Here is a 15,031-nt window from a genome sequence, read left to right on the forward strand (position 1 = left end):
CTTGCGAATAACCATAGCGTGTTGAAAAACGCGTAGCTGAGCTGGGTTTCTTAAATAGGTTCTTGCGCACTCTAGAGCTAGAGCGCGCTTACCACTGCAAGGGGAACACCGCATGAAGGCAAGCAAATCCGTTTCTACTCGTTCTTTATCTACCAAGTCTGTCGCCAGTAAGCTCGTGACCACCGCCAGTGTGGGTGCGTTGCTGATGGGCATGACGGCCGTTGCGCAAGCGGATAACTGGCGCTACGCCCACGAAGAGTATGAAGGCGACGTTCAAGATGTTTTTGCCCACGCCTTTAAAGACTATATCGAAGAAAACTCCGACCACACCATTCAGGTATACCGGTTTGGTGAGTTGGGTGAGTCTGACGACATCATGGAGCAGACTCAGAATGGCATTCTTCAGTTTGTGAACCAGTCACCCGGCTTTACCGGTGCATTGATCCCCGAGGCACAGATTTTCTTCATTCCTTACCTGCTGCCGACTGACGAAGAGACCGTTCTGGAGTTCTTCGACGAAAGTAAAGCCATCAACGAAATGTTCCCGGAGCTTTATGCCGAGCAAGGCTTAGAGCTGCTGCAAATGTACCCGGAAGGCGAAATGGTCATTACTACCAATGAGCCATTCACCACGCCGGAAGGTCTGAATAACCAGAAAATTCGGACCATGACCAATCCGCTGTTGACCGAAACCTACGATGCCTTTGGCGCGACGCCAACACCGCTGCCGTGGGGTGAGGTGTATGGTGGTCTGCAAACCGGCATCCTCGATGGTCAGGAAAACCCGATTTTCTGGATCGAGTCTGGCGGTCTTTATGAAGTATCGCCGCACCTGACGTTTACCGGGCATGGCTGGTTCACCACTGCCATGATGGCCAATCAGGACTTCTACGAAGGCTTATCTGAAGAGGATCAAGAGCTAGTCCAAGCAGCCTCGGAAGCGGCTTACGATGATACGATCGAGCACATCAAAGGCTTGGCCGAAGCGTCGCTAGAGAAGATCCAGGCGGCATCTGACGAAGTCACCGTCACGCGTCTGGATGAAGAGCAGATCCAGGCTTTCCGTGAGCGTGCTCCACAGGTTGAAGAAGCCTTCCTGGAAATGACCGGTGAAGATGGCAAAGAGCTGCTTGAGCAGTTTAAAGCAGACCTTGAAGCTGTCACTGACGAAAGCTAATAAATCGCCTTGACGCCACACTGGCGGGATAGGTGATAACCCCAGGGGCAGCAAAGGCTGCCCCTTTTTTGTTGTACGGCTAGCGGGGTGGGGATGCGGAGGGAGCGTTCACCCAGTTACTGTTTGGTTACGTACACCCAGCGTTGAATCATCACCTCCGACATGTCGGTACGCTAGTAGTGTTTATGCTGATGGCTGTGCGCTAACCCAGTAAGAGCCGTTAAAAAGGAGTCCGGCCATGACCGATGAAGAGATGGAAAAGAATTACCGCTCCGGTTTGCCGGGAGCACTAGGTCTGATCGACACTGCAATTAGCAAAATAGAAGCCGTGATACTGGCGATGGGTGTTTTGCTAATGGCGCTGAATACGGTCATTAACGTGGTTGCCCGCTTTGTGTTTGGCAACAGCATCATGTTTTCGGGTGAATTAAACCGCATTTTGATCATTATGATTACCTTTGCGGGTATTGGTTACGCTGCGCGTCATGGCCGTCATATACGTATGTCGGCTATTTATGATGCCCTGCCGGTAGGGGGGCGAAAAGTATTGATGATCGGTATAGCCCTGTTCACCTCGTTAGTGATGTTTTTTCTTCTTTATTATTCCGTTGTTTATATTCTTGACCTTTATAGCAAGGGTCGAGTGCTGCCCTCATTGGGCTTGCCAATCTGGATCATTTACCTATGGGTGCCGATGGGCTTTTTGATTACCGGTATTCAATATCTGCTGACTGCGGTTAAAAACTTCACGTCCAATGATGTCTATTTATCAACGGGCGTAGTGGATGGTTACAAAGACACGGAAACTGAAGTCTAACGCGGGGCATTGCACCCTAGGGGAACAGCCATGACGACAATAATGGTCACCACCATGATTGCCCTGCTACTGCTGGGCTTTCCAATGATGATTCCGCTGATTACCGCTGCGGTAATTGGCTTTTATATGATGTTTAACGGCTTCGGCCAGATGGACACGCTGATTCAGCAAATGATGGCGGGTATCCGCCCGGCCTCGCTGATCGCCGTGCCCATGTTTATTCTTGCTGCCGATATCATGACCCGCGGGCAATCGGCTAACCGCTTGATAGATATGGTGATGTCGTTTATAGGCCATATTAAGGGCGGCTTGGCGGTGAGTACGGCGGCCTCTTGCACCTTGTTCGGGGCCGTGTCTGGCTCGACCCAGGCGACCGTGGTGGCGGTAGGTTCACCGTTGCGTCCCAAAATGCTCAAAGCGGGCTACTCCGACTCCTTTTCGCTGGCGCTGATCATCAATGCCAGCGACATTGCGTTTTTGATCCCGCCGAGTATCGGCATGATTATCTACGGGGTTATTTCCGGCACGTCAATCGGTGAGCTTTTCATTGCGGGGATTGGGCCGGGGTTAATGATCCTGTGTATGTTTTCTGCTTACTGCATCATCTACGCGATTATTAAAGACGTACCCACAGAGCCAAAATCAAGCTGGAAAGAGCGTGCCAAAGCCGTCCAATTAGCCCTTTGGCCGCTCGGCTTTCCGGTGATTATTGTCGGTGGTATTTATGGCGGTATTTTCAGTCCGACTGAAGCCGCTGCGGCGTGTGTTCTGTATGCCATTTTGCTGGAATTTGTGGTCTTCCGCTCGCTCAAGATGCAGGATATTTACGCCATCGCTAAGTCCACTGGCCTGATTACGGCCGTGGTATTTATCCTGGTGGCGGTGGGTAATGGCTTCTCATGGATCATTTCGTTTGCGCAAATTCCGCAGATGATATTGGAAGCGGTGGGCGTTAATGAAGCAGGGCCCACTGGCGTGCTAATCGCTATCTGTGTGGCTTTTTTCGTTGCCTGTATGTTTGTTGATCCGATTGTGGTCATTCTGGTGCTGACGCCGATCTTTACCCCCGCGATTGAGGCTACTGGGCTTGACCCCGTGTTGGTGGGTATTTTGATTACGCTGCAGGTGGCGATCGGGTCGGCCACCCCGCCCTTTGGCTGCGATATTTTCACCGCGATTGCGATATTCAAACGCCCCTACTGGGATGTGATAAAAGGCACACCACCGTTTATTTTCATGCTTATTTTAGCGGCGGCTCTGCTGATCATGTTCCCGCAAATTGCGCTGTTCCTGCGTGACGTTGCTTTCCGCTAAACAGCCACAAGGAGTACGCGAATGTTTAATCGCCTATTAGTCCCGGTGGATGGATCAAAAGGCGCCTTGAAGGCGCTGGAAAAAGCAGTGGGACTACAGATGCTAACCGGTGCTGAGCTTTATCTGTTATGTGTGTTCAAACACCATAGCCTATTGGAAGCTTCGCTCTCCATGGTCCGGCCCAATCAGTTGGATATTCCCGATGACGCGCTGAAAGAGTACGCCACAGAGATCGCCGTGCATGCCAAATCCCATGCGGTTGAGCTGGGTGCAGACACCGCTTACGTGCGAGCTTTTGTAAAAGGCGGGCGTCCCTCACGTATTATTGTGCGCTTTGCACGAAAGCGAGAGTGCGATCTTATTGTGATTGGCGCTCAGGGGACCAACGGCGAAAAGAATAACCCTCTGTTGGGGAGCGTCGCGCAGCGTGTAGCAGGCACGTCACACTGTCCTACGCTGGTTGTTTAAGACGCTAAACCTCTCGCTTATGCTGTGGTCTTATTAACACCCACCGTCCCAAAGATGCAGCTTGGGGCGGTGGGTGTTAATCTTTGAGTGACACAGATAGGCGTTCGGCGCCGTTATAAAAGGATGTTTCATGAAACAATTACTCTCTACCACGGCCCTGACGGGGCTACTGCTGGTTGCCCCTTTTGCTGCGGCTGAACCAGAAACGGATGAACAGCGCTTGGCCTATAGCTTGGGTGTCACGTTAGGTGAAAGCATGCAGGCGGATATCAAAGACCTCGACCTGGATGCATTTAACGATGGCATGCGGGATGTGTTTGAAGACAACGAGCTGGCCCTTAGTGAAGAAGAGATGACCCAAGCATTGATGGCGTTCCAAGAGCAATCAATGCAGGCGCGAGCCGCCGAAGCTGAACAACTGGCTCAGGACAACCTCGACGCGGGCGAAGCGTTTCTGGCCGAGAATGCCGAACGCGACGACGTGACCGTCACGGACTCAGGCCTTCAGTACGAGGTGCTTGAATCGGGTGATGGCGCATCGCCTGGCCCGGAAGATACCGTCGAAGTTAACTACGAAGGTATGCTGTTAGACGGCACCGTGTTTGATAGCTCTTTTGAGCGTGGTGAATCTGTCAGTTTTCAAACCAATCAGGTCATCGAAGGTTGGCAGGAAGCGCTGCAAATGATGAGCGTCGGCGATAGCTGGATGCTGTATATCCCTGCTGATATTGCCTACGGCGAAACGGGCCAAGGGCCGATTGGACCTAATGAAGTGCTTACCTTCCGTGTCGATTTGCTAGGCGTCGAATAAGCGATGATGAAAGCTGCCCCCTCCGCCTCGCCGTACCGATTAGCTTATGCGCTGGTTTTATTGGGTCTGTGGTCACCCCTTGCCCAGGCCGAAACAGCCAGTGAGCCTGATGAGTTACCTGCATTAGCAGCCGCTAGCCATCAGGCAAGCGTGGTGGGGGTATCATCGGGTGGTTATATGGCGACGCAGCTGGCCGTCGCCTGGCCCGAGCGATTCAGCGGCGTGGGCGTGCTGGCGGCAGGGCCGTGGAGTTGTGCACAGGGGGCGCTGAGCCTGGCGCTTAACCAATGCATGATGACGCGTCGTGGCGCGCCTTCATTAGCGGAATTGGACAAGCGCTATCAGCATTACCTGGCGTTGGAGCAGGTCGGTAGCCCCGCCGCGCTTGGCAAGCTCCGAGCCTACTTTTGGCATGGTGAAAAAGACGAGGTGGTGGCACCGCTGCTAGGCGATTTGCTCGCGGAGCAGTGGCAACAGTGGCTGGCCTCGCCAGAGCAGCTGCACGTTGCACGCAGTGATAATGCCGGGCATGGCTGGCCGGTAAGGTTGTCGAACGACGCTACCTCCGCCGCTCATGAGTGGGGGGATTGTCAGCAGGGAGGGGGTAATCATCTGTTGGCCTGTGATGACGACATCGCTGGGCAGATGCTTGAATGGCTCTATCCCGATAGGCAAGCCATCCGTGCTGACGGGCAGCGTGATGAGCAAGGGGGAGAGTTAACGACGTTCGACCAGTCAACATTTGCGGCAAAGGGCATCGCCGACACTGGCTATGTGTTTATACCGGCTGGCTGTGAGGCAGGAGGATGTCCCGTCACATTGGCGCTGCATGGTTGCCAGATGAGCGCCGAGGTCATTGGTGACGCTTTTGTACGTTACAGCGGTTTAAATGAGTGGGCGGCCACACATCAGCAAATCGTGCTTTATCCACAAGCAGAAAGCAGTATGGCGAATCCACAGGGCTGTTGGGATTGGTGGGGGTTTGCCGAGAGTACCTGGCAGTTAAGTCCTCTACACGATACACGGGAGGGGACTCAAATCGGTGCGCTAATGGGCATGCTTGATCGGCTAGAGGCCGAGCCCAAGTAAACCTACGGCCCTTCAGGGCGCGTTGTTTTTCAGTTCACTCTTGTCAGTTTATGCGCTTCAGTTCCGTCTCCAGGGCGGACACGAGCGCATGGGGGGTCGGTGAGTAGAGCACTCGTTGCAGAATATCGCCCTCCCGGTTAACCAAAAAAAGCGAGGCGCTGTGATCGATGGTGTACGCCATGGCGGATTCAGGTGCCTCGACTTTTCTCCATATCACGCCATAGCGCGACGCGACATCGTCAAGCTGTTCTTGATTGCCTACCGCACCGATAAACTCATCGCCAAAAAAAGCCATGTACTCGCGCATACGCTCGATAGTATCGCGCTCAGGGTCGACGGTAACCATCACCGGGATGACACGTTCGCGCTGCTCACTCTTAAGCTGAGCTAGGGCCTGGCGTTTGACGGCTTGATTCATGGGGCACACATCGGGGCAGTAGGTATAACCAAACGACAAAATCGCGAGTTGATCGTCTTTTAATTGGCTTAATGAGAAGTCGCCCTGCGTGGATGGCAGTTCGAGCGGGCCTCCCACGGGTTCACCATCGTGACGGGCGAACACGAACTGATAGAGACCGATGGTCACGATCAATATCACTACTACTCCCGCGCCCAACCATAACGATTTGCGTGCCATGTGCGCTAACTCCGAATCACATCAAAATCAAACCAGCTGCCCATCTTTCCTTCTGCCGTATTCAGTATGACACGAGCTCGCCACGGCATAACGGTCTGGGTGCAAATTCCCACTTGGCCCTGACCTTGAAAATGGTGGGGGGATTGCTCAGTAAGTGCAAAGCGGTGTAGCCCTAAGTCCATATCGCGACCAATAAAATCAATGTCCACTTGGGTCGCTTTAAGACCGTCTACTTTGACGTCCAGAGGTAATATCTCTAACGCCTCAATACGCCCGTTTGTCTGAATGTGTAAGGTGACGCGGCCTTTATCGCCCAGCATGGTGGAACAGGGGGCAATATGCAGATTGCAGGACGAGGTGGGGGGGAACCATGTCACCTCGCTGTCACGATGAAGCCAATGCGCAAAGGCGTACCATGCACAGGCCGCCAGCGCTAAGCCAGTGACCAGTATCAATACCCTTAACACGGGAAAGCCTGATGAGTGGCCAGGTTTTAAAGTCATCTTCATGGCAGAATAATCGTTACGCTAGCCCAAAGGCGGGGAGTTAACGCCATGGTAACAGTAATCATGACGATATCGCTGTGCTGGGATGTCGCAGGCATAAAAGGACTCACATGGAGAGTATTACCGGTGCGTTAGGTCCGCTGTTTTTATTGATTTTATTCGGCGCCATGCTCGGCTACTGGCGCTGGCCCAGCGACTCCTTTTGGCCGCAGATGGAGCGGCTGATCTATTTTGTACTCTTTCCTGCCATGTTAGTGGCTACGTTGGCCAGCGCCGATGTGAGCCAAGTGCCGGTGACGCGCTTAGCCTTGGTGCTACTGGGCGCAATGACGTTATTTGGCCTACTGTTATGGCGTTTTCGCACTTGGTTAAAGCTGACGCCCGCGGCATTTACTTCCGTTTTTCAGGGTGCGGTGCGCTTCAACACCTATGTTGGTGTCGCTGGGGCTGCCGCATTACATGGGAGTTTGGGGACGACCACCGCAGCGGTCGCGGTGGCCTTGATGGTGCCGGTGGTTAACGTGATGTGCGTGGCAAGCTTTGTGGCCGCGGGCACATTAGGTGGCGCCAGTGTGGGCAAAAGTGTCATCGCGTTGATTAAAAACCCACTGATTCTGGCCTGCTTAGCGGGGATCGGCCTAAACCTTTCTGGGCTGGGATTGCCGGGATGGAGTCGCGATACTGTTGAGTTACTGGGGCGTGCAGCGTTGCCGCTGGGGCTGATAGCGGTGGGGGTGGCACTGCGCCCTGCGGCGTTGCTGCGTGTTGACCGCGGTGTGTTGGCCACTACGAGCATTAAACTACTGCTGATGCCAGCGTTAGTGTTGGCATTTACCTGGTTGTTACAGCTGGACCCCGTCAGCCGTGATGTGGCGCTACTGTTTGCGGCGCTGCCCACCGCTACGTCCGCATATATATTAGCTCGACAATTGGGAGGTGACGCTGAGTTAATGGCCGCCATTATTACCGGGCAAACCCTGCTGGCCATGCTGACCCTTCCGTTATGGCTGCGATTAGTGAGCTGATAACGCAAACGTTAAACGATAATAAAAAATATTCGTATTTGTGTTGACGAGGTAAATGAGAATTATTATAGTGTGATTGTCAGCGTTTGATGAGACGCTGACAACCAAGACAGAGACTCGGTAAAACATCATTACCTATTGCCTGTCATGGTTTCTCCCTCTCATTGCTAGTCACGGTCTTTTGCCGCTCCTTTGGAGCGGCTTTCTTTTTTCCGCGTGCTGCTTTTTCATCTATATTCTCTCCTACTGGCCTTTCTCTCAGCGTCAGCGGCGTTGATAGTGAACGCGATGTTTGCCTGTCCGGTTAGCGGCTGGTAACAAGCGCTATTGATTGGCAGCGGCTAGGCGTCTACGTTTGAGTGAACGCTCCTGACATCGCTGATGAGATACGCCAATGCGCATCGCCTTATTTAGTGCCAAGCCTTATGACGGTACGTTTTTTAAGCGCGCCAATAAGGATAAACGACACACCTTAAGCTTCTTCGAAGCGCGTTTAACCGAGGATACTGCCCCCTTGGCCGCCCAGTATGATGCGGTATGCGCATTCGTTAATGACGGTCTGGATGCCTCCGTGTTGCAGCAATTACATGACGGGGGAACACGGTTAGTGGCATTGCGCTCAGCGGGCTTTAATCATGTTGATCTGACGGCGGCTGACCAACTGGGCATCACCGTGGCACGGGTTCCGGCATACTCTCCTTACGCGGTCGCAGAGCATGCGGTGGCCTTGCTGCTAAGCCTCAACCGTCAGACCTATCGTGCTTACAACCGAGTGCGCGAAGGAAACTTTTCGTTGAATGGCCTGTTGGGATTCGACCTACACGGAAAAAACGTGGGGGTAATTGGGACCGGCCAGATTGGCTTGATCTTTGCTGATATCATGCACGGCTTTGGTTGTCGTATCGTCGCCAGTGATCCTTTCCCTGATCCGCAGGCGAAGCCGTTTGTGGAGTATGTTCCGCTAACCACGCTATATGCCCAGGCGGATATTATCTCGCTTCACTGCCCACTGACGCCTGACACTCATCATTTAATTGATGCCGAGGCCATCGCACAGATGAAAGATGGCGTGATGCTGATTAATACCGGTCGTGGCAGGGTGGTCGATACGCAAGCGGTCATTGCTGGACTGAAAAGCGGCAAAATAGGCCATCTGGGGCTGGATGTTTACGAGGAAGAAGAGCAATTATTCTTTGAAGATCTCTCCCAAGGTGTGATCGACGATGATCAGTTCATGCGCTTAACGACCTTCCATAACGTTCTTATCACCGGCCATCAGGCCTTCTTTACCCACGAAGCCTTGACCAATATTGCCGAGACTACCTTAGCCAATATCGATGCCTTCGAAAGCGGCCAAGGCACCTTGCATCAAGTGAAGGCCTCGCAGGGCTAAGCTCTGTCTGAAAACTGGCTGTGTTCAACCACGCGGCTATTCTTCCCGGCAGTAAATCAGATCCCAGACGCCGTGGCCGAGCTTCTCACCGCGTGCTTCAAACTTGGTCAGTGGGCGAAACGCTGGGCGAGGCACGTAGGGCGCGGTTTCCGAATCGGCAGTATTGGCATAGCCGGGGGCAGCTTCCATTACCTCGGCCATCCACTCCGCGTACGCTTCCCAGTCGGTGGCCATATGAAAGGTGCCGCCGGGCATCAGGCGTGTGCGAATCAGCTCTGCAAATGCTGGCTGAACGATGCGTCGCTTGTGGTGTTTCTTCTTCGGCCAGGGATCGGGAAAAAACAGCTGCACGGTGGTGATTGAGCCTTCCGGCAGGCACTGCTCCAGCACCGCCAGCGCATCTTCCTTGTAAATACGCAGGTTGGTCAGCCCGCGCTTATCCACTTCATCCAACAGTTTTCCAACACCTGGGGCGTGTACCTCGATGCCGATGAAATCAGTATCCGGGTGGGTTTGTGCCTGTTCGATCAGCGAATTGCCCATACCAAAACCGATCTCGACCACGCGCGGTGCCTGGCGGCCAAACAGCGCATCAAGGTCCTGTAGCCCGTCGGCAATGGTTAGCCCAAAGCGCGGCCATACGTCTTCCAGGCCACGCGTTTGCGCTTGGGTCATACGCCCGGCGCGAATCACGTAGCTTTTGATCCCCCGACGGTGCAGCGGTGCGTCCGGTCCTTCAGGGCCGGTGGAAGATTCATCGGGTTTTTGAATGTCAGTCATAGCTCTCAACCGTTGATACGGCCAGCAAAAGGGGATGAAGGGTCAGCGCTCTGGCGGCGCGCCATGCGCCCAGCCAGAAATGCATCGCGGCCGGCTTCCACGGCGCTTTTCATGGCGCGCGCCATGCGCAGTGGTTCACGCGCGTGGGCAATCGCACTATTGAGCAATACGCCATCGCAGCCAAGCTCCATCGCCATGGCGGCGTCGGAGGCAGTACCGATACCGGCGTCGATAAGTACCGGCACGCGGCTCTGCTCAACGATCAGGCGCACGTTGTGCGGGTTCTGAATGCCATGACCCGAGCCGATGAGCGAGCCCAGCGGCATGATGGCGCAGCAGCCCATGGCTTCCAGTTCACGGGCGACAATCGGGTCGTCGCTGGTGTACACCATGACATCAAAACCATCGGCTAAAAGCGTCTCGGCGGCTTTCAGGGTTTCCATCACATTGGGGTACAGAGTGTGGTCGTCGCCGAGTACTTCAAGCTTGACGAGGTTGTGCCCATCCAGCAGCTCGCGGGCCAGGCGGCAGGTGCGCACGGCGTCCTTGGCGGTGTAGCAGCCGGCCGTATTGGGCAACAGGGTATAACGCGAAGGCGAGATGACATCGAGGAGGTTGGGCGCTTCGGCGTCCTGGCCAAGGTTGGTGCGCCGTACGGCGAAGGTGACAATCTCGGCGCCACTTTCAGCAATCGCCTCGCCGGTCTCAATGAAGTCCTTGTATTTACCGGTGCCCACCAGCAGGCGAGAGCTGAAGTCGCGTCCGGCAATGGTAAACGGCGTATCGGTGTGCAGTGTCATAGCGGATCCTGGATAAAGCGCGTGAAATAGGCAGTGTCAGAGGTGAAGGCAGAGCTTACGGCTCAGCCACCACCGATGGCGTGCACGACTTCCACCTGATCATCTTGGCTCAGGCGGGTGGTGGCCAGTTGGCTGCGCGGTACGATCTCTTCGTTGATTTCTACCGCCACGCGCCGACCGGTCAGCCCCAACCGTTCGATCAGGTCTGCGGCGGTAAGCTCAGCGTCTAGCGTATAAGGCTCGCCATTGAGTTGAATATGCATAAGAAGGTCTCGTCTATCGAGGCATAAGCTCTAGTTAGGCTCAGCGTCTATAAAGGCTCAGCGTCTATAAAGACATAGCGTCTATAAAGACACAGCGTCCAAAGAGTCTAGAAGCAGTGTAGAGAGTAAACCCTAGCGAAATACCATAAAGTGTCCCTATTGTAGCGGTTTCCGGCGGTGCAAGGTATGGCGAGTCTTATCCGCCAGGTGAAATATCCATCCAGTGAAAAGGAGCAGGCATGCGGGGAGCAGAGCGAATAATCGGGTGTGGAGTGGCGCTATCCGGCGTGCTAATGGTCATTCTTGGCGCCTACGCGGCTCATGGTCTTGCCGAGCGTGCCAGCGCCGCCATGGTGAGCGCGATGGAAACCGGCGTGCGTTATCAGGCGTGGCATACGCTGGCGATATTCGGTGTGCTGATTGCCCAGCGGGTCTTCAACCTGCCTGGCTGGCGCTGGGTCGTAGCGCTTTGGGGGCTGGGCATGGTGGGCTTTTCGGGCTCGCTTTACCTGATGGCCCTGGCCGGACTGAGTGTGGGTATCGTGACGCCCATCGGTGGGCTGTTGCTAATGGTGGGGTGGCTGGCGTTAGCCGTGAGTGTGGTCAGAGCGCCCGCCCGTGACTGATACTTTTCATGGCGGCATTCAGTTCTACAAAAGGTCGGCGGGCGTATCGACATCCCCGAACAGACCGACGTCCTGCAGGTCATATTGGTGATACCGGGCGGCATGGTGGCGAATAACTTCCCGCGCGCCACTGGCGCCAGTTAGCGCTTCGAGGTCGGGCCACAGCATGCGTCCGAAAATGACCGGGTGGCCCAGCTTGCCAGCGTGGCAGGGTCGTACAATGGTATCGCGGGTGGCCAGCTGCTGAAGTGCGATTAGCCCCTCCGGTTTTATCCACGGCATATCGCCCAGCAGAATGGCCACAGCGTGGGTGTTGCTTAGCGTTGGATCACGGCTAAGGATAGCCACCGCTTCGGCGATGCTTGCCCCTAGGCCAAGGTGGGCGTGACGAACGCGAATCAGCGCTACGTCGTCTGCAAGGCCTAATAAGCTGGGGTCATCGTCCTCACGAATGACAACCCGCAGTTGGTTAAAGGCTTGGCGTGCCTTGGCGACCGAGGCGGTGAGTAACGAGTGACCATCGGCCAGGGGCGCCAGGCGTTTATCGTCTGCGCCAAAGCGCCGTGAGTAACCAGCGGCCATCACTAGGGCGACCACCTGATCGCCTGTGTCAGAGCTCATCTCGTGCCTTGCCGTGCAGTACGCGTACAATATCGGCTATCACTGCGAGGGCTATTTCGGCCGGTGTCTTGCTTCCCATTGCCAGGCCAATCGGCATATGCAGGCGTTCAAGCTCCGCGTCACTCAGTCCGCCGGAACGCACCAGCCGCGTTGCCCGCTCTGTTGAGGTGCGCTTTGAGCCCATCACGCCAATATAAAAAGCCGGCGTGCGTACTGCTTCCATCATCGCTAGGTCGTCAATACGAGGGTCGTGGGTGAGCGCCACGATGGCCGTGGTGTCATGGCACCCATTGGCGGCGATGTATTGAGACGGTAACAGCGCCTTAACCTCCACGCCCGGAACGTTAAATTCCTGGCAGGCAGTTTCGTCGGGGTCGCAGACGATCACCTCAAATCCTAAGGTGACGGCAAACGACGCGCATACTCTGGAGACGGGCGAAATGCCAGCAATGATTAACCGCCGCGCCGGGGCGAGCCGCATTTTTACCACGTTGGGCTCGCCTTCTTCATTGGGCCAGATCACGCGCGGCCCCAGCGTGGCATCGTCGGTGAAGTAATGTCGGCCGGTCGTGATATCCACATTCCGCATCAGCCGCTGTCGACCTTCCAGCGTGGCTTTTAGGGTGCTCAAATGCTCCCGTGTCTCCGGCGTGGCGGGTAGCCTCTCAATGAGAACTTCCAGTATGCCGCCGCATGGCAGCATGATATGGCTGCCTCGGTCATCGCTGGCATCGCCGTAGCGTATGACGCTGGCGGCCTGTTCAAACTGCCCTTCGGCCAGGCGTTGAACAAAATCATCTTCCACACAGCCGCCGGAGAGTGAGCCCAGGTGCTTGCCCTTGCTGTTGACCACCATCCAGGAACCGGGAGCACGAGGCGATGAGCCAAAGGTGGCGAGCACGGTACATAGCCAGACGGTTTCGCCCTGTCGGGACCAGGTAAGCGCTTGTTCGATAACCTGCACGTCCAAATGCTGCATTTCAAACATTTCCAATAGTTAGCAAACGGCATCCATTGCCTGTCTTGCGTGATTAACGTGTCTTAGCGTAGCCCAACTAGCGCTGATGAAACGTTTTTGTTCATACGATTTTATAAGATTTGGGTAGCGATTCGGCTGTTTCCAACAATTGTGACTATGCTAAAGGCCTTATTGCATCGAATAAGTGATAGCAACACTCAAGGAAGGCCTATAACGATGAACTCCTCTAATAATGTCGAAAGACAACCCAAGACCGTGAACGCAGATAGCACCACTTTTTCACTGATCGTCAATGGTGAACAGCATACCTTGACGCTGGATAATCGCACCACGCTGCTGGATGCCCTGCGTGAACATCTTCACCTCACCGGCTCCAAGAAAGGCTGTGACCTCGGTCAGTGCGGCGCCTGCACGGTGTCCGTAAACGGCGTACGTATCAACTCATGTCTGTCGCTTGCCGTCATGCATGATGGCGATGAAATCTCGACGATAGAAGGATTGGCCGAGGCCGAACAGCTTGATCCTATGCAGCAAGCCTTTGTCGATCACGATGGGTTCCAGTGCGGCTACTGTACGCCGGGACAGATCTGCTCGGCCAAGGCGGTGCTTGATGAGATCAAAGCGGGGCTACCAAGCCATGTTACCCAAGATCTGAACGCGCCTATCGACATCAGTGATGCGGAAATCCGTGAGCGAATGTCGGGTAATCTCTGCCGCTGCGGCGCTTACGCCAACATTCTCAAGGCCATTCATCAGGTGGCGGAGGCGCGCTCATGAAAGCTTTCTCCTATGAACGCATAAGCGACCCTGCCCAGGCTGCAGCGCGAGCGGCGGAAGTGCCGGGCGCCAAGTTTATTGCGGGCGGCACTAACCTGCTTGACCTGATGAAGCACGAAATCGAGATTCCCGAGCATCTTATAGATGTATCGGGAACGGGCCTTAACGACATTACCCCGACAGATGAGGGCGGCCTGCGCATTGGAGCGCTGGTCAGTAACGCCGCGCTCTCGGCGGACGCCCGTGTGCGCAAGGATTACGCGGTATTGAGCCGGGCGCTGGTATCGGGTGCCTCGGGGCAGTTGCGTAACAAGGCCACCACGGGCGGGAATCTGCTCCAGCGCACGCGCTGTGCCTACTTTTACGATACCGGCATGCCCTGCAACAAACGCGCGCCGGGTACCGGCTGCGGAGCACTGGGAGAAGGCGCCACCACGCGGCAGTTGGGCATTATCGGCACCTCGGATGCGTGCATTGCCACTCATCCATCAGACATGGCCGTTGCCCTGCGTGTACTGGATGCCGAAGTGGAAACCGTCACGCCCTCGGGGGATACGCGTCGCCTAACGTTGGATGAGTTTTATCAGTTGCCAGGTGATACCCCTAACGTTGAGAACGTCCTGGAAACGGGCGAAATGATTACCGCCGTATTGCTGCCACCCCCCGTAGGGGGCCGCCACGCCTACTATAAAGTGCGTGATCGGGCGTCTTATGCGTTTGCACTGGTATCCGTTGCGTTGATTCAGGCACCCGATGGTACGGGGCGCGTTGCGCTGGGCGGTGTGGCGCCCAAGCCATGGCGTCGCGATGACGCCGACGCGGCGCTTCCTGACGGGGCGCAAGCGGTGATGGCGCGCCTGCTTGACGGTGCCCGCCCCACTCAAGAGAACGCCTATAAGTTGACGCTGGCAGAGCGAACGCTGGCCACCCTGCTGGCTCAGGAGTAAA

General features: G+C 55.3%; 18 protein-coding genes. 11 read left to right on the forward strand and 7 right to left on the reverse strand.

All coding sequences use genetic code 11. From position 1 onward, the window contains the following. Positions 1–112: 112 nt before the first annotated feature. From ACFFLD_RS15535 to ACFFLD_RS15560, 6 genes are all read left to right on the forward strand, one after another. Positions 113–1,177 (forward strand): TRAP transporter substrate-binding protein, encoded by a 1,065-nt coding sequence (locus ACFFLD_RS15535; RefSeq protein ID WP_386041934.1) that lies wholly within the window; start codon positions 113–115, stop codon positions 1,175–1,177. A gap of 238 nt (positions 1,178–1,415) precedes the next feature. Beyond that, a complete protein-coding gene (locus ACFFLD_RS15540; protein ID WP_386041936.1) occupies positions 1,416–1,994 on the forward strand; it encodes a TRAP transporter small permease in 579 nt (192 codons plus the stop codon). 30 nt (positions 1,995–2,024) lie between these two features. After that, entirely contained in the window at positions 2,025–3,308 is a 1,284-nt protein-coding gene (locus tag ACFFLD_RS15545; RefSeq protein WP_386041938.1) for a TRAP transporter large permease, read from the forward strand. Positions 3,309–3,329: 21 nt separating this feature from the next. Continuing rightward, positions 3,330–3,776, forward strand: coding sequence for a universal stress protein (locus ACFFLD_RS15550; protein ID WP_386041940.1), 447 nt, complete (start codon positions 3,330–3,332; stop codon positions 3,774–3,776). A gap of 130 nt (positions 3,777–3,906) precedes the next feature. After that, positions 3,907–4,587 carry an FKBP-type peptidyl-prolyl cis-trans isomerase N-terminal domain-containing protein gene (locus ACFFLD_RS15555; RefSeq protein WP_386041942.1) on the forward strand — a complete coding sequence of 227 codons (681 nt, stop codon included), beginning with the start codon at positions 3,907–3,909 and terminating at the stop codon, positions 4,585–4,587. A 3-nt stretch (positions 4,588–4,590) separates the two neighbouring features. Beyond that, positions 4,591–5,676, forward strand: coding sequence for a poly(3-hydroxybutyrate) depolymerase (locus ACFFLD_RS15560; RefSeq protein WP_386041944.1), 1,086 nt, complete (start codon positions 4,591–4,593; stop codon positions 5,674–5,676). A gap of 43 nt (positions 5,677–5,719) precedes the next feature. Here ACFFLD_RS15560 and ACFFLD_RS15565 read toward each other — a convergent pair whose 3' ends face one another. After that, entirely contained in the window at positions 5,720–6,313 is a 594-nt protein-coding gene (locus ACFFLD_RS15565; RefSeq protein WP_386041946.1) for an SCO family protein, read from the reverse strand. A gap of 5 nt (positions 6,314–6,318) precedes the next feature. Beyond that, positions 6,319–6,822 carry a hypothetical protein gene (locus ACFFLD_RS15570; RefSeq protein ID WP_386041948.1) on the reverse strand — a complete coding sequence of 168 codons (504 nt, stop codon included), beginning with the start codon at positions 6,820–6,822 and terminating at the stop codon, positions 6,319–6,321. 107 nt (positions 6,823–6,929) lie between these two features. Between ACFFLD_RS15570 and ACFFLD_RS15575 the strand changes: the two genes are divergently transcribed. Together ACFFLD_RS15575 and ACFFLD_RS15580 are read left to right on the forward strand one after the other, a co-directional pair. After that, positions 6,930–7,844 carry an AEC family transporter gene (locus tag ACFFLD_RS15575; RefSeq protein WP_386041950.1) on the forward strand — a complete coding sequence of 305 codons (915 nt, stop codon included), beginning with the start codon at positions 6,930–6,932 and terminating at the stop codon, positions 7,842–7,844. Positions 7,845–8,238: 394 nt separating this feature from the next. Next, positions 8,239–9,237 (forward strand): 2-hydroxyacid dehydrogenase, encoded by a 999-nt coding sequence (locus ACFFLD_RS15580; RefSeq protein WP_386041952.1) that lies wholly within the window; start codon positions 8,239–8,241, stop codon positions 9,235–9,237. Positions 9,238–9,273: 36 nt separating this feature from the next. Here ACFFLD_RS15580 and trmB read toward each other — a convergent pair whose 3' ends face one another. The 3 genes from trmB to thiS form a co-directional block, all read right to left on the reverse strand. Beyond that, the gene (trmB, locus tag ACFFLD_RS15585) at positions 9,274–10,017 is read right to left on the reverse strand and encodes a tRNA (guanosine(46)-N7)-methyltransferase TrmB (protein WP_386041954.1); all 744 of its coding nucleotides are present in this window, start codon (positions 10,015–10,017) and stop codon (positions 9,274–9,276) included. 5 nt (positions 10,018–10,022) lie between these two features. Next, a complete protein-coding gene (locus ACFFLD_RS15590) occupies positions 10,023–10,817 on the reverse strand; it encodes a thiazole synthase (protein WP_386041956.1) in 795 nt (264 codons plus the stop codon). A gap of 62 nt (positions 10,818–10,879) precedes the next feature. Further along, a complete protein-coding gene (thiS, locus tag ACFFLD_RS15595) occupies positions 10,880–11,080 on the reverse strand; it encodes a sulfur carrier protein ThiS (protein WP_386041958.1) in 201 nt (66 codons plus the stop codon). 239 nt (positions 11,081–11,319) lie between these two features. On the opposite strand from thiS, the gene ACFFLD_RS15600 reads away from it, so the two are divergent. After that, positions 11,320–11,706, forward strand: coding sequence for a DUF423 domain-containing protein (locus tag ACFFLD_RS15600; RefSeq protein ID WP_386041960.1), 387 nt, complete (start codon positions 11,320–11,322; stop codon positions 11,704–11,706). A gap of 24 nt (positions 11,707–11,730) precedes the next feature. Here the strand turns inward: ACFFLD_RS15600 and ACFFLD_RS15605 are convergent, their stop codons facing one another. Beyond that, on the reverse strand, positions 11,731–12,327 hold the full coding sequence (locus ACFFLD_RS15605; protein WP_386041962.1) for a nucleotidyltransferase family protein: 597 nt from the start codon (positions 12,325–12,327) through the stop codon (positions 11,731–11,733). Then, positions 12,317–13,306 (reverse strand): XdhC family protein, encoded by a 990-nt coding sequence (locus ACFFLD_RS15610; protein WP_386041964.1) that lies wholly within the window; start codon positions 13,304–13,306, stop codon positions 12,317–12,319. The genes ACFFLD_RS15605 and ACFFLD_RS15610 overlap by 11 nt, the downstream gene beginning before the upstream one ends. A gap of 216 nt (positions 13,307–13,522) precedes the next feature. Here ACFFLD_RS15610 and ACFFLD_RS15615 point away from each other — a divergent pair, with 216 nt between their 5' ends. Both ACFFLD_RS15615 and ACFFLD_RS15620 read left to right on the forward strand, forming a co-directional pair. Then, the gene (locus tag ACFFLD_RS15615) at positions 13,523–14,083 is read left to right on the forward strand and encodes a 2Fe-2S iron-sulfur cluster-binding protein (RefSeq protein WP_386041966.1); all 561 of its coding nucleotides are present in this window, start codon (positions 13,523–13,525) and stop codon (positions 14,081–14,083) included. Next, complete coding sequence (locus ACFFLD_RS15620; protein ID WP_386041968.1) at positions 14,080–15,030, forward strand: FAD binding domain-containing protein; 951 nt, start codon at positions 14,080–14,082, stop codon at positions 15,028–15,030. The genes ACFFLD_RS15615 and ACFFLD_RS15620 overlap by 4 nt, the downstream gene beginning before the upstream one ends. The last annotated feature ends 1 nt before the right edge of the window (position 15,031 follow it).

The organism is Vreelandella sulfidaeris (assembly GCF_042429665.1).
Lineage (GTDB): Bacteria > Pseudomonadota > Gammaproteobacteria > Pseudomonadales > Halomonadaceae > Vreelandella.

Bases quoted from the DNA above. Each gene is read 5' to 3' on its own strand.
- ACFFLD_RS15535 (WP_386041934.1), top strand. From the start codon at position 113: ATGAAGGCAAGCAAATCCGTTTCTACTCGTTCTTTATCTACCAAGTCT.
- ACFFLD_RS15540 (WP_386041936.1), top strand. From the start codon at position 1,416: ATGACCGATGAAGAGATGGAAAAGAATTACCGCTCCGGTTTGCCGGGA.
- ACFFLD_RS15545 (WP_386041938.1), top strand. From the start codon at position 2,025: ATGACGACAATAATGGTCACCACCATGATTGCCCTGCTACTGCTGGGC.
- ACFFLD_RS15550 (WP_386041940.1), top strand. From the start codon at position 3,330: ATGTTTAATCGCCTATTAGTCCCGGTGGATGGATCAAAAGGCGCCTTG.
- ACFFLD_RS15555 (WP_386041942.1), top strand. From the start codon at position 3,907: ATGAAACAATTACTCTCTACCACGGCCCTGACGGGGCTACTGCTGGTT.
- ACFFLD_RS15560 (WP_386041944.1), top strand. From the start codon at position 4,591: ATGATGAAAGCTGCCCCCTCCGCCTCGCCGTACCGATTAGCTTATGCG.
- ACFFLD_RS15565 (WP_386041946.1), bottom strand. From the start codon at position 6,313: ATGGCACGCAAATCGTTATGGTTGGGCGCGGGAGTAGTAGTGATATTG.
- ACFFLD_RS15570 (WP_386041948.1), bottom strand. From the start codon at position 6,822: ATGAAGATGACTTTAAAACCTGGCCACTCATCAGGCTTTCCCGTGTTA.
- ACFFLD_RS15575 (WP_386041950.1), top strand. From the start codon at position 6,930: ATGGAGAGTATTACCGGTGCGTTAGGTCCGCTGTTTTTATTGATTTTA.
- ACFFLD_RS15580 (WP_386041952.1), top strand. From the start codon at position 8,239: ATGCGCATCGCCTTATTTAGTGCCAAGCCTTATGACGGTACGTTTTTT.
- trmB (WP_386041954.1), bottom strand. From the start codon at position 10,017: ATGACTGACATTCAAAAACCCGATGAATCTTCCACCGGCCCTGAAGGA.
- ACFFLD_RS15590 (WP_386041956.1), bottom strand. From the start codon at position 10,817: ATGACACTGCACACCGATACGCCGTTTACCATTGCCGGACGCGACTTC.
- thiS (WP_386041958.1), bottom strand. From the start codon at position 11,080: ATGCATATTCAACTCAATGGCGAGCCTTATACGCTAGACGCTGAGCTT.
- ACFFLD_RS15600 (WP_386041960.1), top strand. From the start codon at position 11,320: ATGCGGGGAGCAGAGCGAATAATCGGGTGTGGAGTGGCGCTATCCGGC.
- ACFFLD_RS15605 (WP_386041962.1), bottom strand. From the start codon at position 12,327: ATGAGCTCTGACACAGGCGATCAGGTGGTCGCCCTAGTGATGGCCGCT.
- ACFFLD_RS15610 (WP_386041964.1), bottom strand. From the start codon at position 13,306: ATGCAGCATTTGGACGTGCAGGTTATCGAACAAGCGCTTACCTGGTCC.
- ACFFLD_RS15615 (WP_386041966.1), top strand. From the start codon at position 13,523: ATGAACTCCTCTAATAATGTCGAAAGACAACCCAAGACCGTGAACGCA.
- ACFFLD_RS15620 (WP_386041968.1), top strand. From the start codon at position 14,080: ATGAAAGCTTTCTCCTATGAACGCATAAGCGACCCTGCCCAGGCTGCA.